At 63.8% G+C, this 25,831-nt stretch carries 31 protein-coding genes; 17 read left to right on the top strand and 14 right to left on the bottom strand.

Annotated elements, in window-relative coordinates:
* Positions 1-9: 9 nt before the first annotated feature.
* Both QRQ56_RS14905 and QRQ56_RS14900 read left to right on the top strand, forming a co-directional pair.
* Complete coding sequence (locus QRQ56_RS14905; RefSeq protein ID WP_438741055.1) at positions 10-891, top strand: ImmA/IrrE family metallo-endopeptidase; 882 nt, start codon at positions 10-12, stop codon at positions 889-891.
* 88 nt (positions 892-979) lie between these two features.
* A complete protein-coding gene (locus tag QRQ56_RS14900) occupies positions 980-1,189 on the top strand; it encodes a hypothetical protein (protein WP_438741054.1) in 210 nt (69 codons plus the stop codon).
* Between the two features lie 141 nt (positions 1,190-1,330).
* Here the strand turns inward: QRQ56_RS14900 and QRQ56_RS14895 are convergent, their stop codons facing one another.
* Positions 1,331-1,897, bottom strand: coding sequence for a hypothetical protein (locus QRQ56_RS14895; RefSeq protein ID WP_438741051.1), 567 nt, complete (start codon positions 1,895-1,897; stop codon positions 1,331-1,333).
* A 175-nt stretch (positions 1,898-2,072) separates the two neighbouring features.
* On the opposite strand from QRQ56_RS14895, the gene QRQ56_RS14890 reads away from it, so the two are divergent.
* Complete coding sequence (locus QRQ56_RS14890) at positions 2,073-2,372, top strand: DUF1330 domain-containing protein (RefSeq protein WP_438741049.1); 300 nt, start codon at positions 2,073-2,075, stop codon at positions 2,370-2,372.
* A 2-nt stretch (positions 2,373-2,374) separates the two neighbouring features.
* On the opposite strand, the gene QRQ56_RS14885 is transcribed toward QRQ56_RS14890, so the two are convergent.
* Both QRQ56_RS14885 and QRQ56_RS14880 read right to left on the bottom strand, forming a co-directional pair.
* Positions 2,375-2,635 (bottom strand): hypothetical protein, encoded by a 261-nt coding sequence (locus tag QRQ56_RS14885; RefSeq protein ID WP_438741048.1) that lies wholly within the window; start codon positions 2,633-2,635, stop codon positions 2,375-2,377.
* 33 nt (positions 2,636-2,668) lie between these two features.
* Entirely contained in the window at positions 2,669-2,950 is a 282-nt protein-coding gene (locus QRQ56_RS14880) for a hypothetical protein (protein ID WP_438741479.1), read from the bottom strand.
* Positions 2,951-3,105: 155 nt separating this feature from the next.
* Here QRQ56_RS14880 and QRQ56_RS14875 point away from each other — a divergent pair, with 155 nt between their 5' ends.
* Together QRQ56_RS14875 and QRQ56_RS14870 are read left to right on the top strand one after the other, a co-directional pair.
* Complete coding sequence (locus QRQ56_RS14875; protein WP_438741047.1) at positions 3,106-3,504, top strand: metallopeptidase family protein; 399 nt, start codon at positions 3,106-3,108, stop codon at positions 3,502-3,504.
* 61 nt (positions 3,505-3,565) lie between these two features.
* A complete protein-coding gene (locus QRQ56_RS14870; protein WP_438741046.1) occupies positions 3,566-3,760 on the top strand; it encodes a hypothetical protein in 195 nt (64 codons plus the stop codon).
* Here QRQ56_RS14870 and QRQ56_RS14865 read toward each other — a convergent pair.
* The gene (locus QRQ56_RS14865) at positions 3,752-4,546 is read right to left on the bottom strand and encodes a helix-turn-helix transcriptional regulator (protein WP_438741478.1); all 795 of its coding nucleotides are present in this window, start codon (positions 4,544-4,546) and stop codon (positions 3,752-3,754) included. The two genes, QRQ56_RS14870 and QRQ56_RS14865, sit on opposite strands and share 9 nt — an antisense overlap.
* A 93-nt stretch (positions 4,547-4,639) precedes the next feature.
* Here QRQ56_RS14865 and QRQ56_RS14860 point away from each other — a divergent pair, with 93 nt between their 5' ends.
* From QRQ56_RS14860 to QRQ56_RS14845, 4 genes are all read left to right on the top strand, one after another.
* Positions 4,640-5,224: a pyridoxamine 5'-phosphate oxidase family protein gene (locus QRQ56_RS14860; protein ID WP_438741044.1), complete on the top strand. Its 585-nt coding sequence runs from the start codon at positions 4,640-4,642 to the stop codon at positions 5,222-5,224.
* An 87-nt stretch (positions 5,225-5,311) separates the two neighbouring features.
* Complete coding sequence (gene leuD, locus QRQ56_RS14855; RefSeq protein WP_438741042.1) at positions 5,312-5,917, top strand: 3-isopropylmalate dehydratase small subunit; 606 nt, start codon at positions 5,312-5,314, stop codon at positions 5,915-5,917.
* Between the two features lie 80 nt (positions 5,918-5,997).
* Positions 5,998-6,783 (top strand): hypothetical protein, encoded by a 786-nt coding sequence (locus QRQ56_RS14850; RefSeq protein WP_438741040.1) that lies wholly within the window; start codon positions 5,998-6,000, stop codon positions 6,781-6,783.
* 92 nt (positions 6,784-6,875) lie between these two features.
* Positions 6,876-7,295, top strand: coding sequence for a hypothetical protein (locus QRQ56_RS14845; protein WP_438741038.1), 420 nt, complete (start codon positions 6,876-6,878; stop codon positions 7,293-7,295).
* Positions 7,296-7,365: 70 nt separating this feature from the next.
* Here QRQ56_RS14845 and QRQ56_RS14840 read toward each other — a convergent pair whose 3' ends face one another.
* Positions 7,366-9,042 carry a methyl-accepting chemotaxis protein gene (locus QRQ56_RS14840; RefSeq protein ID WP_438741036.1) on the bottom strand — a complete coding sequence of 559 codons (1,677 nt, stop codon included), beginning with the start codon at positions 9,040-9,042 and terminating at the stop codon, positions 7,366-7,368.
* A gap of 522 nt (positions 9,043-9,564) precedes the next feature.
* Between QRQ56_RS14840 and QRQ56_RS14835 the strand changes: the two genes are divergently transcribed.
* Positions 9,565-10,536, top strand: a complete 972-nt coding sequence (locus QRQ56_RS14835; protein ID WP_438741034.1) for an AraC family transcriptional regulator — start codon at positions 9,565-9,567, stop codon at positions 10,534-10,536.
* 82 nt (positions 10,537-10,618) lie between these two features.
* Here QRQ56_RS14835 and QRQ56_RS14830 read toward each other — a convergent pair whose 3' ends face one another.
* A complete protein-coding gene (locus QRQ56_RS14830) occupies positions 10,619-11,500 on the bottom strand; it encodes an HpcH/HpaI aldolase/citrate lyase family protein (RefSeq protein WP_438741032.1) in 882 nt (293 codons plus the stop codon).
* Between the two features lie 166 nt (positions 11,501-11,666).
* Between QRQ56_RS14830 and QRQ56_RS14825 the strand changes: the two genes are divergently transcribed.
* Positions 11,667-12,311 carry a carbonic anhydrase gene (locus tag QRQ56_RS14825; protein WP_438741031.1) on the top strand — a complete coding sequence of 215 codons (645 nt, stop codon included), beginning with the start codon at positions 11,667-11,669 and terminating at the stop codon, positions 12,309-12,311.
* A gap of 130 nt (positions 12,312-12,441) precedes the next feature.
* On the opposite strand, the gene QRQ56_RS14820 is transcribed toward QRQ56_RS14825, so the two are convergent.
* Positions 12,442-13,476 carry an aspartate-semialdehyde dehydrogenase gene (locus QRQ56_RS14820; RefSeq protein WP_438741029.1) on the bottom strand — a complete coding sequence of 345 codons (1,035 nt, stop codon included), beginning with the start codon at positions 13,474-13,476 and terminating at the stop codon, positions 12,442-12,444.
* A 116-nt stretch (positions 13,477-13,592) separates the two neighbouring features.
* On the opposite strand from QRQ56_RS14820, the gene QRQ56_RS14815 reads away from it, so the two are divergent.
* Both QRQ56_RS14815 and QRQ56_RS14810 read left to right on the top strand, forming a co-directional pair.
* Positions 13,593-14,387: a hypothetical protein gene (locus tag QRQ56_RS14815; protein ID WP_438741026.1), complete on the top strand. Its 795-nt coding sequence runs from the start codon at positions 13,593-13,595 to the stop codon at positions 14,385-14,387.
* Between the two features lie 156 nt (positions 14,388-14,543).
* A complete protein-coding gene (locus tag QRQ56_RS14810; RefSeq protein ID WP_438741024.1) occupies positions 14,544-14,927 on the top strand; it encodes a hypothetical protein in 384 nt (127 codons plus the stop codon).
* Between the two features lie 162 nt (positions 14,928-15,089).
* Here QRQ56_RS14810 and QRQ56_RS14805 read toward each other — a convergent pair whose 3' ends face one another.
* Together QRQ56_RS14805 and leuB are read right to left on the bottom strand one after the other, a co-directional pair.
* Positions 15,090-15,725, bottom strand: a complete 636-nt coding sequence (locus QRQ56_RS14805) for a DapH/DapD/GlmU-related protein (protein ID WP_438741022.1) — start codon at positions 15,723-15,725, stop codon at positions 15,090-15,092.
* Positions 15,726-15,864: 139 nt separating this feature from the next.
* Positions 15,865-16,977, bottom strand: a complete 1,113-nt coding sequence (gene leuB / locus QRQ56_RS14800) for a 3-isopropylmalate dehydrogenase (RefSeq protein ID WP_438741020.1) — start codon at positions 16,975-16,977, stop codon at positions 15,865-15,867.
* A 244-nt stretch (positions 16,978-17,221) separates the two neighbouring features.
* Here leuB and QRQ56_RS14795 point away from each other — a divergent pair, with 244 nt between their 5' ends.
* On the top strand, positions 17,222-18,409 hold the full coding sequence (locus QRQ56_RS14795) for a YbfB/YjiJ family MFS transporter (RefSeq protein WP_438741017.1): 1,188 nt from the start codon (positions 17,222-17,224) through the stop codon (positions 18,407-18,409).
* Between the two features lie 111 nt (positions 18,410-18,520).
* Here the strand turns inward: QRQ56_RS14795 and QRQ56_RS14790 are convergent, their stop codons facing one another.
* The 4 genes from QRQ56_RS14790 to QRQ56_RS14775 all read right to left on the bottom strand — a co-directional run bounded on the left by QRQ56_RS14790 (position 18,521) and on the right by QRQ56_RS14775 (position 21,832).
* Complete coding sequence (locus QRQ56_RS14790; RefSeq protein ID WP_438741015.1) at positions 18,521-19,303, bottom strand: molybdopterin-binding protein; 783 nt, start codon at positions 19,301-19,303, stop codon at positions 18,521-18,523.
* Between the two features lie 14 nt (positions 19,304-19,317).
* Entirely contained in the window at positions 19,318-19,947 is a 630-nt protein-coding gene (locus QRQ56_RS14785; RefSeq protein ID WP_438741013.1) for a cytochrome b/b6 domain-containing protein, read from the bottom strand.
* Between the two features lie 197 nt (positions 19,948-20,144).
* A complete protein-coding gene (locus QRQ56_RS14780; protein ID WP_438741011.1) occupies positions 20,145-20,699 on the bottom strand; it encodes a fasciclin domain-containing protein in 555 nt (184 codons plus the stop codon).
* Between the two features lie 371 nt (positions 20,700-21,070).
* Positions 21,071-21,832, bottom strand: coding sequence for an SDR family oxidoreductase (locus tag QRQ56_RS14775; protein WP_438741009.1), 762 nt, complete (start codon positions 21,830-21,832; stop codon positions 21,071-21,073).
* Between the two features lie 95 nt (positions 21,833-21,927).
* Here QRQ56_RS14775 and QRQ56_RS14770 point away from each other — a divergent pair, with 95 nt between their 5' ends.
* Positions 21,928-23,457 (top strand): malonate--CoA ligase, encoded by a 1,530-nt coding sequence (locus tag QRQ56_RS14770; protein WP_438741007.1) that lies wholly within the window; start codon positions 21,928-21,930, stop codon positions 23,455-23,457.
* Positions 23,458-23,645: 188 nt separating this feature from the next.
* On the opposite strand, the gene QRQ56_RS14765 is transcribed toward QRQ56_RS14770, so the two are convergent.
* A complete protein-coding gene (locus tag QRQ56_RS14765) occupies positions 23,646-24,506 on the bottom strand; it encodes a sulfite exporter TauE/SafE family protein (RefSeq protein WP_438741003.1) in 861 nt (286 codons plus the stop codon).
* A 524-nt stretch (positions 24,507-25,030) separates the two neighbouring features.
* Between QRQ56_RS14765 and sdhC the strand changes: the two genes are divergently transcribed.
* Both sdhC and sdhD read left to right on the top strand, forming a co-directional pair.
* Complete coding sequence (gene sdhC, locus QRQ56_RS14760) at positions 25,031-25,429, top strand: succinate dehydrogenase, cytochrome b556 subunit (protein WP_035703016.1); 399 nt, start codon at positions 25,031-25,033, stop codon at positions 25,427-25,429.
* Positions 25,426-25,830: a succinate dehydrogenase, hydrophobic membrane anchor protein gene (sdhD, locus tag QRQ56_RS14755; RefSeq protein ID WP_194405383.1), complete on the top strand. Its 405-nt coding sequence runs from the start codon at positions 25,426-25,428 to the stop codon at positions 25,828-25,830. Before sdhC ends, sdhD begins: the two co-directional genes overlap by 4 nt.
* The last annotated feature ends 1 nt before the right edge of the window (position 25,831 follow it).

Here is a 25,831-nt window from a genome sequence, read left to right as displayed (position 1 = left end):
GGCGATCGAATGCGCCTAGATAGGGGAGCGATACAGGACGCCGATAGTATTCGCGAGCTTGCCCGTTTATCAGCAAACTCCCTTAGAGAGCGAAATTTGTTTGGTGACGATTCACCGACTGTGCCCCAGTTGTTGAAGCGACTGGACCTAGAATTGAGGGAAGTAAGAGGTTTGCAGGTTCGCGGCTTGCTGACTCGCGAACGCGAAATCGTTATCCGTCAGGGCCTACCGGATATCAACAGGCGGTTTGTTATCCTTCACGAAATCGGCCATGCCGTCTTTTTCCGTGACCATCCTGAGGTAGCCAACCATCTTAGCCAACCTTTACACGAAGAATTTGCATTTCACTTTGCGCTAAGCCTTATTCAAACACGGCAAGATATTGAGGCGATTCTCGCGAGATTCCCGAACATCGCTTCACCGATTGATCTTCTCAAGGAAGCTCAACGCTCTCGATTGCCTCTCGCAATTTTTTGGAACATCCCTCGACTGCAGCCACACTGTTTGGCAGACACTGATCGGCTTTGGTTGAGATGTAGTTTTGCCGCAAATCGATATAGCGGCAAAGATCCGAAGATGCGGATCATCTCGGCCCAATACGATCGAAATCGATGGTTCATACCTGAGAACAAGGGCTTAGCCGGGGTCATTGGCGACATCAGTTGGCTATCCGACATCCGTATTGGCGAAGAGGTATTGCAGCCGAATGTTTTGGTAAAGCTTCAGAAATTTGGAGTAGGCACACAGACGAAATTCGTTTCGACGGAGGCAAAGGCATCGATCCGAGCAACATCGATCCGCGCTTCAAGAAGTGAAGGGCGGGTCGGATTTCTTTTGATCGTGTCGATGAGATCTGAATCAGAGATTGAACAACCTTACTGCTCTCAATAAGTCGCACCGCCCGGGATGGCGCACTCTCGCAAAATTTTGGCAAGCCGCGTGGAACCCAACTTCACGGGGCCGAGCTTAGACATCTGCCATGGCCAACAAGCCGGAATATGTCGACCTGATCGGCGAAGCGACGCGGCAGCACCGCCGGCGCGCGGCACCCTTGCGCATCGTCGCCAAGCCCGAGGTCGAGGAGACCTCCAAGCTCAGCCGCTGGCCGCCGGCGATGTTCAAGCAGTGGAAGCTGGACAATCTGATGCGGTGGAAAGCTTCGCCGTGGAAGCTGAAGGATTGGCTTTAGCAGGTCTCTCCGTCGTGGCCGGGCATAGCCGTCCGCAGGACGGCGCCGCTTCCGCTCGCCTACGTCCCGGCCACGTTCTTGGACTTGCCTAGAAAGATCGTGGATGCCCGGGACAAGCCCGGGCATGACGGCTCTCTCACATCAATAATAGTAGCGATACGGATGGTGCCAGCGATGCCAGCGGCAGACGCGGCGCGGGCCGTAATAGGTCCAGATGATCCGGCAGCGGCGCGGATAGTGATAGGCGGGATAGTAGCCGCCGTAATAATAGCGCCGGTGGAAGTGGCGATGGCCGTAGTGAGGCCGATAGATCCCGTAGCGATGAAATCCTCCGTAGCGGTGAACGCCACCATAGCGATAGCCGCCGCCATGGAAGGCCGGCGCGGCGCGGAAGCCGCCGATACGCGCGCCATGGAAACCACCACCGCCGTGGAAGCCGCCGACATGTCCGCCGCCACCGCGGAAACCGCCGCCGCCGTGGAAATGGCCACCACCGCCATGCCCGCCGCCACCACCATGACGAACCTGCGTGACGAGGTCGTCACTCGCAGCCTCGGTCGCAGCCTTCGTCGCAGGTGACGTCGCCGGATTGATCAAGGTCAGCGCTTCCGCTCGCTGCGCGGTCCCCGCCGACAGCATCAGCGTCGCCGCCGCCGCTATCCCGAGCAGGCGCATCGGACCTGTCTTGAAACCCAAACTCCTCAGCATGGAATCCTCCCTGATGGACAGCGGAGTTGCGATGCTCGTTCCCGGCCCGCGTCATCCCTGTTCAATTGCAGTCGCTCCCGGGATTAAATTGCGGACAGCGATGTGAACGCGCCATGAATGAACGAAGCCGGCACCTGCGATGCGACGGGGTGCCGCGACGAGAGGAAGCTTTGAGATGACCGTCTACGCGATTGCACAATTGAAGATGACGGACCGCGCCGCCTACGACCGCTACCAGGCCCGGTTCTTCGACGTGTTCCGGAAATACAATGGGCGGCTGCTCGCCGCCGACGAGCGCCCGCGCGTGCTCGAGGGCGCGTGGCCGCACGACAAGCTCGTCATGATGTCGTTTCCGGACGAGGCCGCTTTCCTCGCCTTCTCGACCTCACCCGACTACGAGGAGATTTCGCGCGACCGCAAGGCCGGCGCGCAGGCGACCGTGCTGCTGGTGAAGGGATTCGCGCCCACAGGCTAGCGTCACCAGAACGGCCCGTAGCCGAACACGAAGGGTGCGGGCACGCCGTAGGGATAGGGGCGGTAATGGACCGGGCGCGCATAATAGCGGGGGTCGCGGCGCATGACGGGCGGCACGATGACATGGGTCCGCGCGTGTCGGCGCGCATCGAAGACCGCGATCCCCGCCGAGGCCTCCGGGATCACCGCCCGGTGCGCCGCGGACGCGCAAGGCATGACGGCGACAAGTGCGCTGGCAACGGCCCATGGAATCCATCTCGCCATGATCACTCCCCGGCTCCCGCGCGGCGCGCCGCCTTAGCCCGGGCGCCAGTAACAGCTCACGCGCGGCACGATCACGGTGCCGCTCGGCCGAAATTCCTGCACATAGGTCGCGTTGCATTCGCGGACCGCATTGGGACCGGGATTGTAGCGCGGATAGACGCCGTCGGGCGTGTAATAGGGCGTGACGCGAAGGCGCGCGCGCGGGCGCTTGCGCGGCGGCGGGATGTCGTCCGTTGCGGCCGCCTGCGCCAGCCTGACCCCGGGTGCGGCCGTCTGGGCCTCGGCGCCGACGCAAAATTGCGAAAACAACCCCATGCACAGTAGCGTCAGCGCTGTTTTTGCTCGCATTTTTTCGCCCACCTGAAACGTCCCGTCGAGAGGCCACGCTCCCCGTTTTGGCGCCGCCCGTCAACCTCACAGCTTTTATAAAGCGGGATGCATCACCGGGGAACCCGCGCGAAGAGGGACACATGTGGACGGAATTGAAAGCGCCATCGCTCGCCGAAATGGAAACGACGGCGCACGAGATCTTCGAGGCCCTGCCGGCGGGATTTCGCGCCCTGTGCGAGGGCGTCATCATCCGCGTCGACGACTTCCCGACCGAGGAAGTGCTCGACGAGATGGAATGCGAGAGCGAGTTCGACCTGCTCGGCCTGTTCCAGGGCGTCGGCCTGCCCCAGCAGAGCCTCGGCGACGTGGCGCGGCTGCCCAACATGGTCTGGCTCTACCGCCGGCCGATCTTGGACTATTGGGCCGAGCATGACGAGAGCCTCGGCCATATCGTCCGCCACGTCCTGATCCACGAGATCGGCCACCATTTTGGTCTCTCCGACGACGACATGGAAGCGATCGAGGCTCAGGCCGAGTAGGACGCGGGTTTTTCGAGGCGCGGTGCAGTGACAAGCAGGCAATGTCTCGAAGGGAGGGCACATGGCCAAACCACCTCTTAGGCTGGCACCGGACTTGGAGTGGTCCGATATGGTGGCAGGTTATGCCGTTGAGGAATTGATCGCCGGGCAGTTGATCACTCGGGAGCAAGCAAACTTTGCTCAGCAGATCATCGCGCAGCAGATTCACATTTTTCTCGTATCAGGCTCTCGCCCGACGGACGAAATTTCAAACTGAGACACGACCGACAAGCATCGTCAGCCGATAGTCGGACCACCCCGCAAGAGACAGCGACACCTGCTGATAGTGCAGCTGCCCCATGGCCGGGTGATTGAACGCGCGTTCGCCGCCTTCGCGCGCCAGAACGCCCTGCGTGTCCCAGCAACGTTCGAAGTCGGGGCTTCCCAGTCGCAGTTCCTCCACCAGCCGGCGAATCTCGGGATCGTCGGAATAGGCCGTCACCGCGGCGCGGAACTCTGCGACGACGCGGCGTGCGCGCGAGGCCCAATCAAGGATCAGGGTTCGCGCCTCGGGCCTGAGGAAGATGTAGCGCAGCAGATTCTTCTCGCCGTCTGCATCGAGCCATCCCGCGAACAGAACGGACGCTTTCGCATTCCAGCGACGCGCGCGCCATGTGCGATCGAGGATGTAGGCAGGTCCGTCGATCGCATCGACGCAGGCCAGGATTTCGTCAGGCGGGTCGTCGCTGGCGCCGGGACGTTCAGGATCGCGCTTGCCCGCAATCTCGAACAAATAGCTGCGCTCGGCCCGTGACAAGCGCAATCCGCTGGCGAGGCGCGCGAGTGCCGACGCAGAGACGGAGACATCGCGTCCCTGCTCGATCCACGTGTACCAGGTGACGCTCAATCCGCAGAGCTGGGCAACTTCCTCGCGCCGGAGACCGGGCGTACGCCGCCGCGTCCCGGCGGCGAGGCCGAATTCCGCCGGAGACTGGCGCTCCCGCAACGCTCGCAGGAATGCACTCAGCGAGAGAGCCGGGGTGTCTGGGTCTTGTCCTAACATGGTGGTATTTATACCAGCATAGTATTGACCATTAAACTGGTATATAGCCCATGCTAGCGTCCGGACTTCGTCGCTGCGCCAAGGACGCCAGACATGGGCAAGCAATTCGCTAGGATCGAACCCGAGCACAGGGCTTTCATCGAGCGGCAGAAGATCTTTTTCGTCGCGAGCGCCCCGCCAAAGGGACGCATCAACGTCTCGCCGAAGGGCCTGTCCTCATTCCGGGTCCTCGGCCACAATGATGTCGCCTATCTCGATTGCACCGGCAGCGGCAGCGAGACCCGCGCGCACCTGATCGCCTCCGACGACAAGCGATTGACCATCATGTTTTGCGCCTTCGACGGCCCGCCGATGATCCTGCGGCTCTATGGTCAGGGTCGGTCGCTGATGCGCGGCACGCCTGAATACACAGCTCTCGCCCCTGGCTTCGAGGACATGACCGGGGCACGCCAGATCGTGCGCCTCTCGGTCGAGCTCGTGCAGACGTCATGCGGCATGGGCGTGCCTCTGTTCGACTACAAGCAGGAGCGTGGCAGCCTCGTGCGCTACTGGACCAAGCAGGGCCTCGACAATTTGCGAAAATACTGGGGCCTGAAGAACATGAAGAGCATCGACGGCCTGCCGACGGGCTTCGTCCCCGACAGCATGGCTCCGCAAGGGCCCGCAGATCATGTCTGACAGACCAAGATTGCCGAATCCGGCCTAGGATTCGCGCACCAACCGGGCTAAACAGCCCTCCCCTGACGACAAACCGGGAAGCCCACAATGGACAAGTTCACCACGCTGGAAGGCGTCGCGGCGCCGCTGAAGATCATCAATGTCGACACCGACATGATCATTCCGAAGCAGTACCTCAAGACCATCAAGCGGACCGGCCTTGGCAAGGGGCTCTTCTCCGAGCAGCGCTACAAGGACGACGGCAGCGAGAACCCGGATTTCGTCCTCAACCAGTCCGCCTATCGCAACGCGAAGGTGCTGGTCGCCGGCGACAATTTCGGCTGCGGCTCGAGCCGCGAGCACGCGCCCTGGGCGCTGCTCGACTTCGGCATCCGCTGCGTGATCTCGACCTCGTTCGGCGACATCTTCTACAACAACTGCTTCAAGAACGGCATTCTGCCGATCCGCGTTTCGCAGGAAGACCTCGACAAGCTGTTCGACGACGCCGAGCGCGGCGCCAACGCGACGCTGACGATCGACCTGCCGAACCAGGAGATCCGCGGCCCCGACGGCGGCAAGGTCAAGTTCGAGATCGACCCGTTCCGCAAGCACTGCCTGATCAACGGCCTCGACGACATCGGCCTCACGATGGAGAAAAAGGGCTCGATCGACAGCTATGAGGACAAGCTCAAGCGCGAACGCGCCTGGGCCTGATCTTCAAATTTGGTTCGAGCCCCGGCGTCCAAAACGCCGGGGCTTTTTCTTTGTCCTGATTATCCCTTATGAGTCCTCGCATGCTGCCCGAGATCGTCACCTTCTGGCATGGCCCGATGGACGCACTGCGCCAGACCTGTCTGCGCTCGCAGCTGGCTGCCGGCCACAAGGTCACGGTCTACAGTTTCGACATCATTCCCGGCCTGCCCATGGGCGTCGGCAATGCAGATGCCGAAGCGATCCTGCCGCACACCTTCTCCGAACGGCTGCGGCCGCCGCAGCCGGACGGTAGCTGGCGCGACTGGACAACGCTGCAGTTCAGCGACTTCTTCCGCATGAAGCTGATGGCGAAGGGTCTCGGCCTCTGGCTCGATGCCGACGTGCTGCTGCTCAGGCCGGTCGAGATCGATCCGGACAAACCCTATTTCGCCTGGGAGCGGCCGCGCCAGCTCGGCAATTCCGTGATCTATCTGCCGCCCGAGCACGGCATCGTCGCCGCCTTCGCGGAGCTGATGGAGCAGGAGGAGCTGACGCCGAACTGGCTGTCGGTGCGCCACCGCATCACCTTCATGATGCGCCGCCTGCGCGGCGGATCGAACCGGCTCTCCGATATCCGCGTCGCGATCTTCGGCCCCGCCGCCCTCACCGCGCTCGCGCGCCGGACCGGCGAATTGCACAACGCGCTGCCGAAGCAGTCGTTCTACGCCGTGCATGCCGAACCAAAACTGTTCTTCGATCCCTCGAGCTATCTCGACCTCGTCACCAACCCCGAGATCATCGGCCTGCACATCTCGCCCAAGGGCCGTGGCGGCGAAAAACCGATTCCGGGCAGCCTGTATGCCTGGGCGACGGAGAGATTCGCGTAGTTCTCGTGCCCCTCCCAGTTTGATCCAGCGCAACGCGCCTCTGCAACATTGTGCTTAATTCGCTCCAATTCCGCCGTTCGAAGGAGCTTTCCATGAGCACCGCCAGCAGGCCTTATCCCATCGTCCAGGACCTCATCGACTCCTTTGCGAGCTGGCTGAAGCATCGCCGCGAGATGAACGAGATGCGTCAGCTCGATCGCGCCGACTTCGACCGGATCGCGAGCGATCTGAGGATCGCGCCCGACGATCTGGAGGAACTGGTCCGTCACGGCAAGCATTCAGCCGACGAGCTGCCGCTGATGCTGCAGCAGCTCGGCATCAGCGCCGAGGGCCTCGGCCGCGCGCAGCCGCTGCTGCTCCGCGACATGGAGCGGGTCTGCTCGCTGTGCAATCACAAGGGACAATGCGACCGCGATCTCGCCCACGGCACCGCCGCGGAAAACTATCACGGCTATTGCGCCAATGCCGCGACCCTGGAGTCGCTCGATCGCGCCGACGTCGCGCCGCGCTGAGCGGCACGACGGAGTAGCGACGTCCGCCTCATCGACGCAGCGGAACACGCGGGACGCAGCGCCCGCCTGATCAGGTCCGGCCGGCCATCGCGGCGGCTTCGGCCGCGGCGCGCTGCATGCTGGTCGACATCTCGTTCGTCACGGTGCTCTGCTCCTCGATCGCCGCGGCGGTCGATGTCACGTATTCGCTGACATTGTTGATCGCCTGCTTGATCGCACCGAGTGCGCCGACGACGTCGCCCGAGATCTGGTTGAGGCTGCCGATCTCCTGCGCGATCTTGTCGGTCGCCTGCTTGGCCTGGTTGGCAAGCCCCTTCACCTCGGATGCGACCACGGCAAAGCCGCGGCCGGCTTCGCCGGCACGCGCCGATTCGATCGTCGCGTTGAGCGCGAGCAGATTGATCTGCCCGGTGATGTTGTTGATCATCTCCACGATGCCGCTCATGGCCTGCGCGGCATCGGTGAGGCGCTGGGCCTGGGCGTCGGCGGAGGAGACCTGCTCCACGGCGCCGGTCGCGGTTTCGCGCGACTTGGTCATGGCTTCGGCGATCTCGCGCACCGAGGCGTTCAATTCCTCGGAGCCGGCGGCGACCGATTCCATCATGGCGCGGACGCGCTCGTTGCCCATGCGGATCAGCACCTGCCTGGTGGTGTCGGTCGCGTATTTCACGACCTTGAACGGCTTGCCGTTGAGGTCGAGGATCGGATTGTAGGACGCCTGGATGTAGATCTCCTTGCCGCCCTTGCCGATGCGCTTGTATTCGGCCGCCTGGTACTCACCGCGATTGAGCGCGGCCCAGAACTCCTGATAGGGCGCACCGTCGCGCTCATTGGCTTCGACGAACATGCCGTGATGCCGCCCCTTGATCTCGTCGAGAGAATAGCCGACGGCGCCAAGGAAGTTGGCGTTGGCGGTGATGATCGTGCCGTCCATGTTGAACTCGATCACCGCCTGCGCCTTGTCGATCGCGGCGATCTGGCCGGCGAGATCGGCGTTCTTCAGCTTCTCCGCCGTGATGTCGGTCGCGAACTTGACCACGCCGATCGGCCGACCGTTGTCGTCCATCACGGGATTATAGCTCGCCAGAATCCAGACCTCGCGGCCGCCCTTGCCGATGCGCTTGAACTCGCCGGCCTGGTACTCACCCCGGTTGAGCTTCTCCCAGAACGCCCGGTAGGCCGCACTGCCCCGGTCGGCCTGCGGCATGAACAGGCTGTGGTGCTTGCCCTCGATCTCGGCCAGGGAATAACCGAGCGTTGTGCAGAAATTCTCGTTGGCCGTGACGACGGTGCCATCGAGCTGGAATTCGATCACGGCCTGGGCCCGATTGATCGCGACGAGCTTGGATGCATCGGCCATGCTGCGCAGCTTCTTCGCCGTGATCTCGGTCGCGATCTTGATCACCTTGACCGGCTTGCCGTCCTTGTCGAGGACCGGGTTGTAGGAGGCCTCGATCCAGATTTCGCGGCCACCGTTTGCGATGCGCTTGAACTCTCCAGCCTGAAATTCTCCGCGGCGCAGCGCCGCCCAGAACGCCTGATAATCGGCACCATCACGCTGATCCGCCTGCACGAACATAGAGTGGTGCTTGCCCTGAATCTGGTCGAGATTGTAGCCGAGCGCGTCCAGGAAGTTCTTGTTGGCATGGAGGATTGTGCCGTCCATGCTGAACTCGATCATGGCCTGCGAGCGACCGACGGCATCAATCTGCGCCTGAGCAGCGCCCAGGGATTTGCGACCAAACATTCTTCTTGCTCCGAAATTGATGTTCAGGCCGCAGCACAGAGCTGACCGGCCTCCAGCATTCATTGTCCTGCCGCGGAGCAGCGCGCAGTCGAGCTCGCTCGACGGGCCGGTCCGTGCGAATGAAGCAGATAACTAAATCGAATTATCAGAGTATTTGTCCGATCGCAGACACAATGGCCGCATTTTGCCAGGCCGATTAACCTGACAGCGACACACGACGAGATCGGCAGCGCCGTGGGGCCCCAACCGCGAAGGGCACGCTAAATTGGCTATCGGTATTCGGCAAAACGCCGACATCGAGCCCTGTAAATACACAGCTCGCATGTCCACACATGGCTGCTCTGCGAGCGGAAAGACGCGATCGTTTACTTGCATCGCGTGCCCGGCCACTTGTCGCCGTCGCAGTCAAGTTGGCGCTGCCGCCTGACAACCGATCGGTCGCGTCCGAGCCGCTTCATGCAATTTCCAATTGGTAGCGCACCGATTCCGATTTAGTAGCTTGTGCGTTTTGAGGATTCTGATTTGCGCGCCGTCTCCTACCTCGACCGTTATCCGCTGCTGCAGTCCCGGGACAGCGAGTTCGCACGCGATCGTCTGTTTGCGGCGTATGGTGCGGACCGCTTCGACAAGCACGACAACAACTTCGCCGTCCAGGCCAATCTTGCCCGTCTGAATTCTATCGGCCTCGCGTTCTGTGGCTATGACGGTGCGGCGTCGCTGTCCTTTCCGGAATCGCAGATCCTCCGCCAGTTCTTCTCGATCCAGGGAGCTGCGGGCTTCACCACCAACGGGCATAGCCGATCGATCGACGCCTGGACTCCGATCATTTCGGGAGACGCCAGGCTGGATCTCCACTTCACGCCGGGTTACCGCCAGTTGGTGCTGAGGATCGACGCCGCGGCAATCGCGCGCCTGTTGAAGAGCCTGCTCGGGGAGGATCGCGACATGGATTTGCGTTTCGTCTCGGACGAGGCGGATCCGGCGGTGATGGCGCATGTGCGCCACGACGTTTTCAGGTTTGCCGAGGAGCTGGAGAGATTCGGGCAGGATTACTCGCCCATCGCCATCGCCGAGCTCGAGCGGGCGCTGATGGTCCGGATCCTTCTGGCGCATCGGCACAGTTTCTCCGATCGGCTGCAGCGTTCCGCGCCAGGCGCCAACCGGTCCGTGGTCGATATCGTGGAGGCCTACATCGAGGCGCATTGGGACGAGCCGCTCGATCTCGAAAGGATCGCTGAGGTCGCCAATGTGAGCCTGCGGACGGTGTTCCGGGAGTTCTCCGACTCCGGACGGGGATCACCTGGACAGTTCGCGCGGCGCGTCCGGCTTCATCGCGCTGCGGAGCTGTTGCGGCGGCCTGATGAAAGGACCAGCGTGCTTGCCGTGGCGTTCAAATGCGGCTTTCGAAATCTCGGACGCTTCGCATCCGAATATCGTCAGGCCATCGGCGAGCTGCCGTCCGACACGCTGAAGAATGCGAGACGACGGCAGTAAGCGGCCGTTCACGCAAATTGCGCTGCCCTCCTGCGCGTCAGCCGCGCTTCGTCTCGGACGGCGCGGCGCGGGGGGCCTGCCCTCAGCTCTTCCCCATCGCCGCGATCGCGTCCGCGATTGCGATCGTGCGCTTGGCCATGTCGGCATGCAGGCGCTCCACCATGGCGCCGTCGAGGCGGATCGCGCCGCGCGAGGCGTTCTCCGGCAGCTCGAACGCCGCGATGATCTTTCGCGCACGCGCGATGTCCTCTTCGGGCGGCGTGAAGATCGCGTTGCAGGCCTCGATCTGCGAGGGGTGGATCAGCGTCTTGCCGTCGAAGCCGAGATCGCGCGCTTGCGCGCATTCGGTGGCGAAGCCATCGGGGTTGGCGATGTCGCTATAGGGGCCGTCGAGGATCTCGAGGCCGTGGGCGCGCGTCGCCAGGATGCAGTGCGTGATCATCGGGATCATCGCGGCGCGGCCGGGCATCATCCGGATCCGCGTCTCGCGCGAGATGTCGTTGGGACCGAACACGAAGCCGGAGAGACGCCGCGATTGATCGCGGCCGGCCTCGGCCAGCTCCTCCGCATGCAGCACGGCGCGCGCGGTCTCGATCATGGCCCAGACCTTCACCGTCGGCGCCGCGCCGAGCTCGGTGAGACGGAGGCCGATCGTATCGAGATCTTCGACACTTGAAACTTTTGGAACCAGGATGCCGTCGGGCGACGCCTTGGCCGCCATGGCGAGATCGTCGCCCCACCAGGGCGTATCGAGCCCATTGGTCCGGATCAGGATCTCGCGCTTGCCAAAGCCCTTGGCGGCGATCGCGGCGGCAATTCCGTCACGCGCCACCGCCTTGGCCTCGGGCGCGACGGAGTCTTCGAGATCGAGGATCAGGCCGTCGGCGGCGAGATTGCGCGCCTTTTCAAGCGCGCGAGGGTTGGAGCCGGGCATGAACAGATGGCTGCGGCGCGGGCGGGTCATGCGGGCGTTCCTTCCGGTTTCCTCGGGCGTTTCTGCTGCATGATCCCGGAAAGTGTGGGGCGGTTTTCCGAGAGGATCATACTCAAACGACAAACCAAGCCGATAGCATCTGGCCTGCCTATTCGAAAGGCTTGTTCGCCCCTGCGGTATATGATTAGGCATAGCCATGATGACATTCCCGAAGCATTTGCTGGAAGGCTATCAGGCCTTCGCCACCCAGCGGCTGCCGACCGAGCAGAGCCGCTATCGTGAGCTGTCGGTGAAGGGGCAGTTCCCTGAAGTGATGGTGATCGGCTGTTGCGACAGCCGCGTCTCGCCCGAGGTGATCTTCGACGTCGGGCCGGGCGAATTGTTCGTGGTGCGCAACATCGCCAATCTGGTGCCGGTGTATCAGCCCGACGGCAACGCGCATGGCGTCTCGGCCGCGCTGGAATATGCGGTGACGGTGCTGAAGGTGAAGCACATCGTCATTCTCGGCCACGCGCAATGCGGCGGCATCCGCGCCTTCGTCGACAAGATCGAGCCGCTGACGCCCGGCGACTTCATCGGCAAATGGATGCAGATGTTCATCAAGCCCGGCGAGGTCGTCGAGCAGCGCGATCACGAAAGCATGGCGCAGTTCGTCGAACGCATCGAGAAGGCCGCGGTGTTCCGCAGCCTGGAGAATTTGATGACGTTCCCGTTCGTGCAGAAGGCCGTGGAGAGCGGCCAGATGCAGACCCACGGCGCCTATTTCGGCGTCGCGGAGGGATCGCTGTTCGTGCTGGACAAGGCCGCGAAGGAATTCAGGAACGCGCGGGGCGTGGCGTAGGCCACCGCGCCCGTAGGGCGGATTAGCGAAGCGTAATCCGCCGCTTTGCCTCCACGGGAACAGAAGTGGCGGATTACGCCGAGCGGACTGCGCTTCGCGCAGCCGCGGGCTAATCCGCCCTACTTTTTCGTTACGCCGCCTGCTTCTTCGCGCTGATCAGCTTGCGGTTGATCAGCACTTCCGCGATCTGGATCGCGTTGAGCGCCGCGCCCTTGCGCAGATTGTCCGACACGCACCACAGCACGAGACCGTTCTCCACCGTCGCGTCCTCGCGGATGCGGCTGATATAGGTGGCGTCCTCGCCGGCCGCTTCGTACGGCGTGGCGTAGCCGCCGGGCTCCTGCTTGTCGATGACGAGGCAGCCGGGCGCCTTGCGCAGGATCTCGCGCGCTTCGTCCGCGGTGATCGGGTTCTCGAACTCGATGTTGACGGCTTCGGAGTGACCGACGAACACGGGCACGCGCACGCAGGTGGCGGTGAGCTTGATCTTGGGATCGAGGATCTTCTTGGTCTCCGCCATCATCTTCCACTCTTCCTTGGTAAAGCCGTCTTCCATGAAGACGTCGATGTGGGGGATGACGTTGAAGGCGATGCGCTTGGGGAATTTGTTCGCGACCAGCTCGCTGTTGGTGTAGACCGCCTTGGTCTGCGAGAACAACTCGTCCATCGCGTCCTTGCCGGCGCCCGACACCGATTGATAGGTCGAGACCACCACGCGCTTGATGGTCGCCTTGTCGTGCAGCGGCTTGAGCGCGACCACGAGCTGCGCGGTCGAGCAGTTCGGGTTGGCGATGATGTTCTTCTTCTTGAAGCCTTCGGCCGCGGCCGCGTTCACCTCGGGCACGATCAGCGGCACGTCCGGGTCCATGCGCCAGGCCGAGGAATTGTCGATCACGACCGCGCCGGCGGCGCCGATCTTCGGCGACCATTCCTTCGACACCGAGCCGCCCGCCGACATCAGGCAGATGTCGACGTCGGAGAAGTCGTAATGCTCGAGCGCCTTGCACTTCAGGGTGCGGTCGCCATAGGAGACCTCGACGCCGACGCTGCGGCGTGACGCCAGGGCCACGACCTCGTCCGCGGGAAATTTGCGCTCATCCAGGATGTTGAGCATTTCCCGTCCGACATTGCCGGTCGCGCCGACGATTGCGACTTTGTAACCCATCGTTCACTCTCCGATGAAAAAGCCCGTTCCTGAAGCTGACGCTTAAACAGGAAGAGCAGCGCTTCTATGCGAGAACCGGCCTCAAGACAACGTGGGACCATGCCGGATGGCCGTGGATGCAGTCGCCTGAGGCCAGCACGGCCGCACTCTCAACCCGGACCAGTCTCCATCTGGCATTGGCAGCCTTCGCCGACGAGGTCGTGGGCACGCTGGCGCGGCTGTTCGCCTATGTGGGGACGCTGGCCCTGTTTGCCATCCTCGGCCTTGCGGCGCTCGGCCAGCTGCCGGATTTGCGCGGCGACGAGCCCGCGCCGAAGTCGGGCTGGAGCGTGGCCGACCGCTCGCATCCGGCCTTCGCCCTCAGCCGGGCTGATTCATCAGATAAAACAGTCTCTTACACGATCCTGAGGCATCCCGAAGGCGGCCGCAGGGACGTCATGCGCTGGGCCGGCGAGATGGACAAGCCGCTGGCCGAGCTCGAGATTTACCGGGAGGGCGGCGAATTCGACGTGGCCCGTCCGGCCGGGATGGACCTCGCGGCCCAGATGGGCCTGGGAGCAGCCGGCGCCCTCGAGCAGGCCGGCCTGATCGAGACCAAATTCGGCCCCGTCGCCCTGTTCAGGCCGGTCGGAGCAACGGAGGGCGCGCGGGCCTGCCTTGGCTATCTCAAGCGCAGCGAGGAGCCGGGCCTGCAGATCTCCGGCTTCTCCTGCCAGGGCGACACCCTGCCCGCCCAGCGCGCGGCCATCGCCTGCACGCTGAACCGGCTGACGCTGCTAACCTCGGGCAACGAGCCGAAGCTGGCCGATCTGTTCGCCCGCGCCGAGCTGAAGCGCGGCGCGTGCAACCCTGCCGGCTCGCCGGACTGGCTGCTGGGCGCCGCGAACGCGCAATTGCGCGGGGCGCTTTGACCGGCATCAAGCTCAAGTGGCTGGTATTGATGCAACTTTTGCCGGCGGCCGCGATTATTCCGAGCTGGTGTGACCCAATTGACCTAGTTGCGCCCACCCCGGCCGGGCTAGTATGGGGAGACATCGACTGGCGGTGCGCCGCCTGAAGGGGACGTGATGAGCTCGAAATTCTCTGCCAAATGGGCGACCTTGTTTGCTGCGGGCGCCGTGATTGCCATGTCCTCTGTTCTGGCGACGCCAGCCTCGGCCGACAACAAGACCAAGCGTTATGACGAGCGCGGCCGGCACTATTACGGCCCGAGCGGACCCAACGCCGTCTACCAGCAGGGCCGCACCCGCATCTATGTGAGCAAGCGCTCCTGGCTCGACGGCGGCACCGAGGTCAATCCGGGCGACCGCAAGTTCAGCGACTACGCCTTCCCGCCGGCCGTCGGCTATCCGTCCTTCGCGCGCGAGAATCTCAACCGCCCGATCGACCGCCAGCCGCTCTCGACGCCGCAGGATATCGGCGGCTATCCGCAGAATTTCCCGCTGTACTAAGCGGGGCAAAGCAACCGAATCAGAAAGGCCGGGCTCACGCCCGGCCTTTTTTGTTTTTCCTGCCTGCCTCTCCATCGTCATTGCGAGCGCAGCGAAGCAATCCAGAATCTCTCCACGGAAAGACGCTGGATTGCTTCGCTGCGCTCGCAATGACGGTTGAGGCTATGAATTGGCCGCGGGATCGTAGCGCCGGCAAAACTCCTCGATCGCCTCGGAGCGGAAATCGGCGAGACGCTCGAAGATGAGTTCGTCCGACCAATCCCACCAGGCGATTCGGCGCAGGCTCGCGGCGACGGCATCGTCGAAGCGCTTGCGGATGGCGCGCGCGGGCACGCCGCCGACGATCGTGTACGGCGCGACGTCGCGGCTGACGACCGCGCCCGCGCCGATCACCGCGCCATCGCCGACGCTCACGCCCGGCAGCAGGATCGCGGCGTGGCCGATCCAGACATCATTGCCGATGATGACGCGATCGCCGCGCCTACCTGCGAAGAAATCGCGATCGCGCGTTGCGCTCACTTCGTAATATTCGGGAACATAGGTGAAGCGATGCTGCGAGGCGCGGCCCATCGGATGGTTCGGCGCGCCGATCCGGACCGAATTGGCAACGGCGGTGAATTTTCCGATCGTGGCATCCGCGACATCGCAGTTCTCGCCGAGATAGGAATAGTCGCCGAGCGCGGCATATTCGATGCGGGTGTTGGCGAGAACCTCGCAGCGCCGGCCGATCTGCGCCTCGCGCAGGCGCACCGTTTCATGGATGAAGGTTTCCGCGATTTTTGGGCGGGGTGAATCCATGAGAGGGCTCCAGGAGAAGGTGCCGTAGGGCGGGTTAGCCGAAGGCGTAACCCGCCATTTTGGCTTCCGCGGAAACAGAAAAGGCGGGTTACGCTGCGCTAACCCGCCCTACGATTCTGCTACGAAAGCTGCGCCCGCCTTACGCGTGCAGCTTCTGCAATTCTTTCAGGATCGCTTCGCCCATCTGCGTGGTGGACGCGGCCGTGGTGCCCTCCGACTTGATGTCGGCGGTGCGCAGGCCGCTCGCCAGCACGGCGGCGATCGCGGCGTCGACCTTGTCGGCGAGCTCGCCCATGTCGAAGGAATAGCGCAGCGCCATGCCGAACGACGAGATCATCGCGATCGGATTGGCGAGGCCCTTGCCGGCGATATCAGGCGCCGAGCCGTGCACGGGCTCGTACAGCGCGCGGCGCTTCTTGGTCTTCACATCGACCTCGCCGAGCGAGGCCGAGGGCAGCATGCCGAGCGAGCCCGTCAGCATCGCCGCGATGTCGGACAGCATGTCGCCGAACAGATTGTCGGTGACGATGACGTCGAACTGCTTCGGCCATTTCACCAGCATCATGCCGCCGGAATCGGCCAGCTGATGCTCGAGCGTGACATCGGGGTATTCGCGCTTGTGGACCGCCGTCATGACCTCGTTCCAGAGCACGCCCGACTTCATGACGTTGCGCTTCTCCATCGACGTCACCTTGTTCTTGCGCTTGCGGGCAAGCTCGAAGGCGACGCGGCCGATGCGCTCGATCTCATAGGTGTCGTAGACCTGGGTATCGATGGCGCGCTTCTGGCCATTGCCGAGATCGGTGATGGTCTTGGGCTCGCCGAAATAGACGCCGCCGGTGAGCTCGCGCACGATGACGATGTCGAGGCCCTCGATCGCCTCGCGCTTCAGGCTGGAGGCTTCCGCCAGCGCCGGGTAGCAGACGGCCGGACGGAGGTTGGCGAACAGGGCCAGATCCTTGCGCAGGCGCAGCAGGCCGGCTTCGGGGCGGACCTCGTAAGGGACGGCGTCCCATTTCGGGCCGCCGACCGCGCCGAAGATGATGGCGTCGGCAGCGAGCGCCTTGGCCATGTCGCCCTCGGAGATCGACACCTTGTGCGCGTCATAGGCGGAGCCGCCGACGAGGCCGGTATCCGTCTCGAACTTGGCGATCCCGGCCGAATTCAGCCAGTCGATCAGCCGCTTCACCTCGCCCATCACCTCGGGGCCGATACCGTCGCCGGGAAGCAGCAGCAGTTTGTGGGTCGCCATGGTCGTTTTCCTTTTCGATCCTCTCTCGTCATTCCGGGGCGCGAGCAAAGCGAGCGAGCCCGGAATCCATCAGGCCACAGCGCAAGCAGGGAAATGGATTCCGGGCTCGCGCTTCGCGCGCCCCGGAATGACGGTTCGGCCGGAGTGCTAGAGCGGCGTTGCGCGCTTGGCAAGACACCATTGCCGCCTCGCCGCTGTGCAACACGGGCGGGGCCTGCCACACTGGGCGGGCCGGAGAATCCCCTTGCACGCCCCTGACCGACCCCCGTCCTACGCGCATCCCGCGCGGCTGATCCTGACGCTGTCGCTGGCCGCGACCGTCGGGCTCGGCATCGGCCGCTTCGCCTATGCGCTGGTGCTGCCGGACATGCGGGAGACCCTCGGCTGGTCCTACTCGGCGGCCGGATTCATGAACACCATCAACGCCGTCGGCTACCTCGTCGGCGCGCTGGTGGCGTCCCGCCTGATCCAGCGCGTCGGCTGGTCGGCCGCCATCCGCTTGGGAACCCTGGCCTGCGTCGCCGCGCTCGCGACCTGCGCGCTGACGGGGAATTTCGTGGCGCTCAGCCTCGCACGCCTCGTGCTGGGGCTTGGCGCCGCGGCCGGCTTCGTCGCCGGCGGCGCGCTGGCGGCGACCATCGCCCAGACCCAGCCCGCGCGGGCCAATTTCCTGCTCAGCCTGTTCTATGCCGGGCCCGGCATCGGCATCCTGTCCTCGGGGCTGATCGCCCCGTTCACACTGCAATATTTCGGGCCGGGCTCGTGGTGGATCGTGTGGTGGGCGCTGACGCTGCTGTCAGTGGCGATGACAATCCCGCTGTTCCTGATCCGCATCGAGAGCAGCGTCCGCTTCTCGGAAGGCAGTCACATCTCGTTCGCGATCCTGCCCGTGCTGGTTTATCTCGCCGGCTACTTCCTGTTCGGCGCCGGCTACATCGCCTACATGACCTTCATGATCGCCTATGTGCGCGACGGCGGCGGCGGGGCCGCGGCGCAGGCGGCGTTCTGGAGCTTGATCGGCCTGTCCGCCTTCGTAACGCCCTGGGCCTGGCGCGGCGTGCTCGCGCTCGATCGCGGCGGATTGGCCACCGCCATCATCCTCGGCACCAATGCGCTGGGCGCCGCGCTGCCGATGCTCGGGCATTCGCCGGCATGGCTCGCCGTCTCTGCCGTGGTGTTCGGCGTTGCCTTCTTCGCCGTGGTCGGCTCGACCACCGCCTTCGTGCGCTTCAACTATCCGCCGGAGGTGTGGCCGACCGCGATCGCCGCGATGACGATCTCGTTCGGCGTCGGCCAGACGCTCGGCCCGATCGTGGTCGGTGCGATCACGGATGCACTGGGTAGCCTGAGCTACGCGCTGAATGTCTCGGCGGCGTTGCTGGCGCTGGGCGCCGTGGCGGCGCTGTGCCAGCGGAAGGTGGGGCCAGCCTAGGTGTCATTCCGGGGCTCGCGTAGCGAGAACCCGGAATCCATCGGGCGGCAGCATCGGTGGATGAATGGATTCCGGGCTCGCGCTACGCGCGCCCCGGAATGACTTCCTCAGTCAGCTTCCGCTGAACGAATTGTACCCCTGGTCTTCCCAATAGCCGCCTTTGTAGTCGTTGGTGACTTCCATCGAGACCACGTATTTGGGATTCTTGAAGCCGAGCTTTGTCGGCACGCGGATCTTCATGGGGAAGCCGTAGGCGCGCGGCAGGATCTCGTTCGCATATTTGAAAGTCATCTGGGTCTGCGGATGCAGCGCGCTACGCATGTCGAGTGGCGAGTTGTAGCCTTCCTTGTCGGCGCACTGGAACCAGACGTATTTCGCGCGCGTGTCGGCGCCGACCAGCTTGAGGAAATCGCGCAAGGGCGTGCCGGTCCAGCTGCCGATCGCGCTCCAGCCTTCGACGCAGATGTGACGGGTGATCTGGCTGACCTGCGGCAACTTGTAGAGCTCGTCCAGCGTCCAGGACTTCTTGTTGTCGACGAGGCCGCGCACCTCGAGCTTCCAGTCCGCGGCCGCGACATCGGGCGCGTCGTCGAGATCGTAATAGGCGTTGAACGGAAATGGCTTCGTGATCGCGCTCTCGGGGAAGGTCGGAGCGAGTGCGTCGGGATTGAAGATGAAGGCCTGCACCGCGTCGTTGAACTTCGAGACGCTCTTCAGCATCTCCTCGGCCGAGGAGGAATCGACGACGTCGCAACCGGTCAGCAGTGTCAGGGCGCCGAGACTGGCGCCGCCCGCGATGAAGCGGCGGCGGGTGACGTCGGGCATGGTCTTGATGGAGTCCTTGATCAGGAGCCGCTTGTCGACGCCGGGGATCAGGAATGAACGCTTGGCCATGACAATTCTCCTAATCAGCGACCGATGATCATGGCGCGCAGGCTCTTCGGCACGAGCAGCGCTAGCAAGACGTGAACGACGAGGAACGCACAGATCGCGGCCATGCAGAAGAAATGGATGTAGCGCGCGGTCGGGTAGTCGCCGAACAGCGAGACCAGCCAGTGCAGTTGCACCGGCTTCCACATGCCGAGCCCCGTGAGCACGATCAGCACGCCGACCGCGATGATGCCGGCATAGAGCAGGCGCTGCACGTAATTGTAGACGGTGAGATCGTCATGGCCGAGCTTGAAGGTCAGGGCGGCCCTGACGTCGTGAAGCACGCCTGACGGGGTGATCGGAAACAGCTTCCTGGCGAAGCGGCCGGTGGCAAAGCCGGTGACGAGATAGGCAAGGCCGTTGATCATCAACAGCCACATCGCCGCGAAATGCCAGAGCAGGCCGCCGCCGAGCCAGCCGCCCAGCGTGTAGTCGCGCGGGAAGGTGAAACCGAACAACGGCGAGGCGTTGTAGATCTGCCAGCCCGACAGGATCATCAGGACCATGGCAAACGCGTTGATCCAGTGCATGACCCGCACCCAGGCCGGCTGGATCACTTTGGCCGGGGTGGCCCCGACCTGCTCGTCGGTGACTGTGAGGCTCGCCATGATGGTTCCGTCCTGATCGTCCGTGCCTGGGATCGTGTGTCCTGGAATTATACGCCGGCTCGTGGGTTTCCGTTACGCCCTGCCGGCCATCGAATCGATGCCGTCAGGCTATTGTGGTCACAAAAAAGCGAGCCGGGTATCCCCGGCTCGCGGTCTCGAAGCATCCTGTCAGGGGGATGAAACAGGATGGCGCGGTGTTACGTCGCGGGCATCAGCACGGTGTCGACCACATGGATGACGCCGTTGGACTGGTTGACGTTGGAGATCGTGACCATCGAGGTGCCGCCCTTGGCGTCGACGATCCAGACCTTGCCGTCCATCTTCTTCACGGTGAGCTCTTCGCCCTCGGCCGTCTTCATCTTCTTGCCGTCGGTGAGGTCGGAGGCCTCCAGCTTGCCCGGCACGACGTGGTAGGTGAGGATCTTGGTCAGCGTCGCCTTGTTCTCAGGCTTGACCAGATTGTCGACGGTGCCGGCCGGCAGCTTGCCGAAGGCGGCGTTGGTCGGCGCGAACACCGTGAACGGGCCCTTGCCTTCCAGCGTCGGCACCAGGCCGGCCGCCTTCACCGCCGCCACCAGCGTGGTGTGGTCCTTCGAGTTGACCGCGTTCTGGACGATGTTCTTCGAGGGGAACATCGCGGCGCCGCCGACCATGACGGTCTTCTCCTCGGCGCGCACCGGCGCGACGACGGTCGCGGTGATGGCGAGTGCGCTGAAGGCGGCGGCGGCGAGATAGGCAATGCGCTTGGACATGGAAGTCTCCCGATTGAATTGTAACCGGCGATGGCCGGTGCAGGGTTGGGGCAACAACGGCGACTGCGACAGTTGAAGGGGTGATGCAGCAGTGCCGTCGTTGGACCGAACTACGGGAGGGTTCGGCGCGCGGTTTCGAGGAAAAATTCTTTGTGATCCGTGAAACTATGGGCGGGGATGTTCGTGTGTTGCGAGCTCAGGCGGCACACGGCGCTGTCGTCCCGGACAAGCGAAGCGCCGATCCGGGACCCATAGCCACAGGGTGTGGTTTGGCGAAGACTCGGAGTGACCAGCGGCACCCTTAATTTCCGTCTGCGGTTATGGATCCCCGCGTTCGCGGGGATGACACCGAATGTGTGGTACGCCGCGTCTCAATCCCTGTTGTTCGGCGTCTGGATGAAGCCGCGATTATGCGTGGGGCTGATCAGCACCTCGTTGATGCAAACGCGTGCGGGCATGCTCGCGATGAAGGCGATGGTGCGGCCGAGATCTTCGGATTGCAGCATCTTGGCCTGCTCCGCCTCGCTCGGCACCACCGGGCGCAGCTTCAGGATCGGCGTTGCGACCTCGCCGGGCATCAGGCAGCAGGCGCGCAGGCCGTTGACGCATTCGTCCATGTTGAAGGAATGGGTCAGTGCCAGCACCGCATGCTTGGTGGTGGTGTAGGCGGGGCCCGGCATCTTCGAGACATGGCGGCCGGCCCAGGACGAGACGTTGATGATGGCGCCATCCTGCTGCTTGCGCATCGTCGGCAGCACCGCGTGCATGCAATAGAGCACGCCGTTGAGATTGACCTGGACCAGCTTGTCCCAGCCTTCGAGTTCCATGTCCTTCCAGCTGCGCTTGGGGACGTTGATACCGGCGTTGTTCACCAGCAGGTCGATGCGGCCGTGCCTGGCGACGATCTGGTCGGCGGCTTTCTGGGCCTCGGCCGCGTTGGCGACGTCCAGCGCGATCGCCTCGGCCGCGCCGCCCGACTTGGTGATCTTCGCAACCACCTCGTCCAGGGCTGCCTGGCGTCGGCCGGACACCACCACCGTCCAGCCGTCGGCCGCGAGCGCCTCGGCGCCGGCCTCGCCGATCCCGCTGCCGCCGCCGGTAACCCAGGCCACGCGTTTCCCACCTTTTGTCATGCAAACTGTCTCCGTTGCTTCATTGGGGCGGTTTTTGCTAATCCAGCCCTCGGTTTTGACCGGCCTTGTCAGTCTTGCGGTCGAGGAAATCTTGCATGAACCAAGCAGCCAACGCCAACCTGTTTTCCCGCCTGTTCGACGGCCTCGACGACCCCAAACGCCTGGCGATCGAGATGCAGGATGGTACCCGCATCAGCTATGGCGATCTGATCGCGCGCGCGGGGCAGATGGCGAACGTGCTGGTGGCCCGCGGCGTGAAGCCGGGCGACCGCGTCGCGGTGCAGGTCGAGAAATCGGTCGCCAATATCGTGCTCTATCTCGGCACCGTCAGGGCCGGCGCCGTCTATCTGCCGCTCAACACCGCCTATACGCTCAACGAGCTCGACTATTTCATCGGCGATGCCGAGCCCTCGCTGGTGGTGTGCGATCCCTCCAAGGCCGAAGGTCTTGCCCCCATCGCCGCCAAGGTGAAGGCTGGGGTCGAGACGCTCGGGCCTGACGGCAAGGGCTCGCTGACCGAGGCCGCCGACAAGGCCAGCTCCGACTTCGCGACCGTCTCGCGCGCCAACGACGATCTCGCTGCGATCCTCTACACTTCGGGCACGACGGGGCGCTCCAAAGGCGCGATGCTGACGCACGACAATCTCGCGTCGAACTCGCTCTCGCTGGTCGGCTACTGGCGCTTCACCGACAAGGACGTCCTGATCCACGCGCTGCCGATCTATCATACGCACGGCCTGTTCGTGGCGACCAACGTGACGCTGTTCGCGCGGGCGTCGATGATCTTCCTGCCCAAGCTCGATCCGGATCTCATCATCAAGCTGATGGCGCGCGCCACCGTGCTGATGGGCGTGCCGACCTTCTACACGCGCTTGCTCCAGAATGCTGCGCTGTCAAAGGAGACGACGAAGCACATGCGGCTGTTCATCTCGGGCTCTGCGCCGCTGCTGGCCGAGACCCATCGCGAATGGTCGGCGCGCACCGGCCACGCCGTGCTCGAGCGCTACGGCATGACCGAGACCAACATGAACACGTCGAACCCCTATGACGGCGAGCGCGTGCCCGGCGCGGTCGGTTTCCCCCTGCCCGGCGTCTCCGTGCGCGTCACCGAGCCCGAGACCGGCAAGGAATTGCCGCGTGACGAGATCGGCATGATCGAGGTGAAGGGCCCGAACGTCTTCAGGGGTTATTGGCGCATGCCGGAGAAGACCAAGGCCGAATTCCGCGACGACGGCTTCTTCATCACCGGCGACCTCGGCAAGATCGACGCCAAGGGCTACGTCCACATCCTCGGGCGCGGCAAGGACCTCGTCATCTCCGGCGGCTTCAACGTCTACCCCAAGGAGATCGAGAGCGAGATCGACGCCATGCCGGGCGTGATCGAATCCGCCGTGATCGGCGTGCCGCATGCCGATTTCGGCGAAGGCGTCACGGCGGTGCTGGTGCGCCAGCCCGGCGCGAGCATCGACGAAGCGGCCGTGCTGAAAGGCCTCGACGGCCGCCTTGCGAAATTCAAGATGCCCAAGCGCGTCTTCGTCGTCGACGAGCTGCCGCGCAACACGATGGGCAAGGTGCAGAAGAATATCCTGCGCGATACATACAAGGATATTTTCGCGAAGAAGTGAGGGGCGGCCTTGTCGCGAGCTGTTGCGACGAGGAGCATCCACACAACACGCTGTCATGCCCCGCGAAGGCGGGGCATCCAGTACGCCGCGGCCTCTCGGCTCAATCACTGACGCTGGTGGAATACTGGATCGCCCGATCAAGTCGGGCGATGACACCGAGGGCGTGGCACGCGGCTGGGCTCGAGCAGCTACTGCCCGCCCACCAAACTCATCGCAAACCTGCTGCCGACGATGAACAGATAGCAGCCGAACGCGACTTCCAGCGTGCGCTTGGACATCGCATGCGCGGCTCGCACGCCGAGCGGCGCGGTGACGAGGCTCATCGGCATCACCAGCACGGCACCGATCAGGGAGACGTAACCGAGCGCGAACGGCATTTGCAGAGCAGCCACGCCGGGATAGGTCGCGGCCGCCGGCCAGCCCGCATAGATGTAACCGAGCGCACCGGGGATCGAGATCAGCACGGCGAGCGCCGACGAGGTCGCGACCGCCTGGTGGATCGGTCGGCCGTAGAAGGTCATCAGGAGGTTGGAGAACAGGCCGCCGCCGATGCCCATCAGTGTCGACAGGATGCCGACGCAGAAGCCGTAGACGCGCATCAGGGGGCCATGGGGCAGGTCGTCGCCGAACTTCCAGCCTTCGCGCGCGAAGATGAGACGCGCCGCCGCGGAATAGGCGACGCAGACGAACACGATCTTGAACAGCCGCTCCGGGGCGTAGCGCGCGATCACGCTGCCGGCGACGACTCCGATCACGATCGGCAGCCACCACACCCGCAGGATCGTCATGTCGACGGCGCCGCGCTTGTAATGCGCCTGGAACGAACGGATCGAGGTCGGAATGATCACCGCGAGCGAGGTGCCGATGCAGAGCGGCATGCGCACCTCGAGCGGCACGCCGGCAATGCGGAAGCATTCGTAGAACACCGGCACCAGAATCGCGCCGCCGCCGATGCCGAACACGCCGGCCAGGAATCCCGAGAGCGCGCCGGTTGCGATCAGCAACAGCGCGAGCTCGACGATCTCCTTGATATCAAGACCTGCAATCACCTCTGACCTGCCCCCGCGACCGGTCGCAATGTCTCCGGCACCTCGGTGCGGATATCGGCCGTGCCGCCAAGCTGTAGGCGATCCATTTTGTCCGGTCGACACGCCGCGCCAACCGGCTGGGGTGGAATGCGGGCTGCGCATATCCGCGGAGGCGGCGCGGATTATTCCGCCGGACGGCGCCGCGCGCCGTCTCGGCCCCGTTTAGCGTCGCCGAGTGCGCCATGAACTGACTGGTTCGAACGGCGCGCCGTGGGCGGGGGCTTAGAGGCGTTCCAATAGTAATTTCAATGCGCCTCGTCATCGCCCGCAAAGGATGAATTTATGTTCTCTCCTTAGTTGGCGGACCGGCATGCTGGTATACCAAGCCCCTGATTGGCCTTGTTACATCAAGGCTCTAGAGCTGAACCCAGGTTCGATTTATGGCGATTTGGTGATTGCGCAGGGCAAATCGACTCCGTAAATAGAGCCGACCTTTCGCGATCCCCGCGCGCCCTCTGCTGGGCCGCCACACAACATCAAAGCCCATGACCGCACGGATCGAACGACCGCTTTCACCACACATGCAAGTCTACCGCTGGACGCTGACGATGGCGCTGTCCATCGTTCATCGCGCCACCGGCATCGCCCTCTATGTCGGCACCCTGCTGCTGGCCTGGTGGCTGATTGCAGCGGCCTCCGGCCCGGCTGCCTATGCCCATGTCCAGGCCTTCACCGGCAGCATCATCGGCCGTCTGATCGTGTTCGGCTACACCTGGGCGCTGATGCACCATATGCTGAGCGGCATCCGGCATTTCGTCTGGGACCTCGGCTACGGCTTCAAGGCCAATGAGCGCGAAGCCCTGACCTGGGGCGCGCTGATCGGCGGCATCGCGCTGACGGTGCTGGTCTGGATCATTGCCTATGCGATCGGAGGCGGCCGATGAGCTCAGCCGATACGCCCAAGCGCAGCATGCGCACCCCGCTCGGCCGCGTCCGCAATCTCGGCGCCGCGCATTCCGGCACCTCCGACTTCTGGCGCCAGCGCATCACCGCCGTCGCCATGACGCTGCTGATGATCCCGGTGATCGTGATCGTCATGATGCTGCTCGGCCGCAACCAGGCCGGCGCCGCGCAGATCCTGGGCTCGCTGCCGATCGCGGTGATCCTGCTGCTCTTCATCTTCGCCAGCGCCTGGCACATGAAGATCGGCATGCAGGTCGTGATCGAGGACTACGTCCATAACGAGAAGCTGAAGCTCGTCTCGATCATGCTCAACAATTTCTTCTCGGTCGCCGTCGCGCTCGCCTCGACCTACGCGATCCTGAAGCTTTCTTCCGGAGTGTAAC

It is taken from the genome of Bradyrhizobium sp. U531, from assembly GCF_051710265.1.
GTDB lineage: Bacteria > Pseudomonadota > Alphaproteobacteria > Rhizobiales > Xanthobacteraceae > Bradyrhizobium.
Note: the sequence above shows the minus strand (reverse complement) of the source record. Positions and strands in the feature narration are given on the sequence as shown.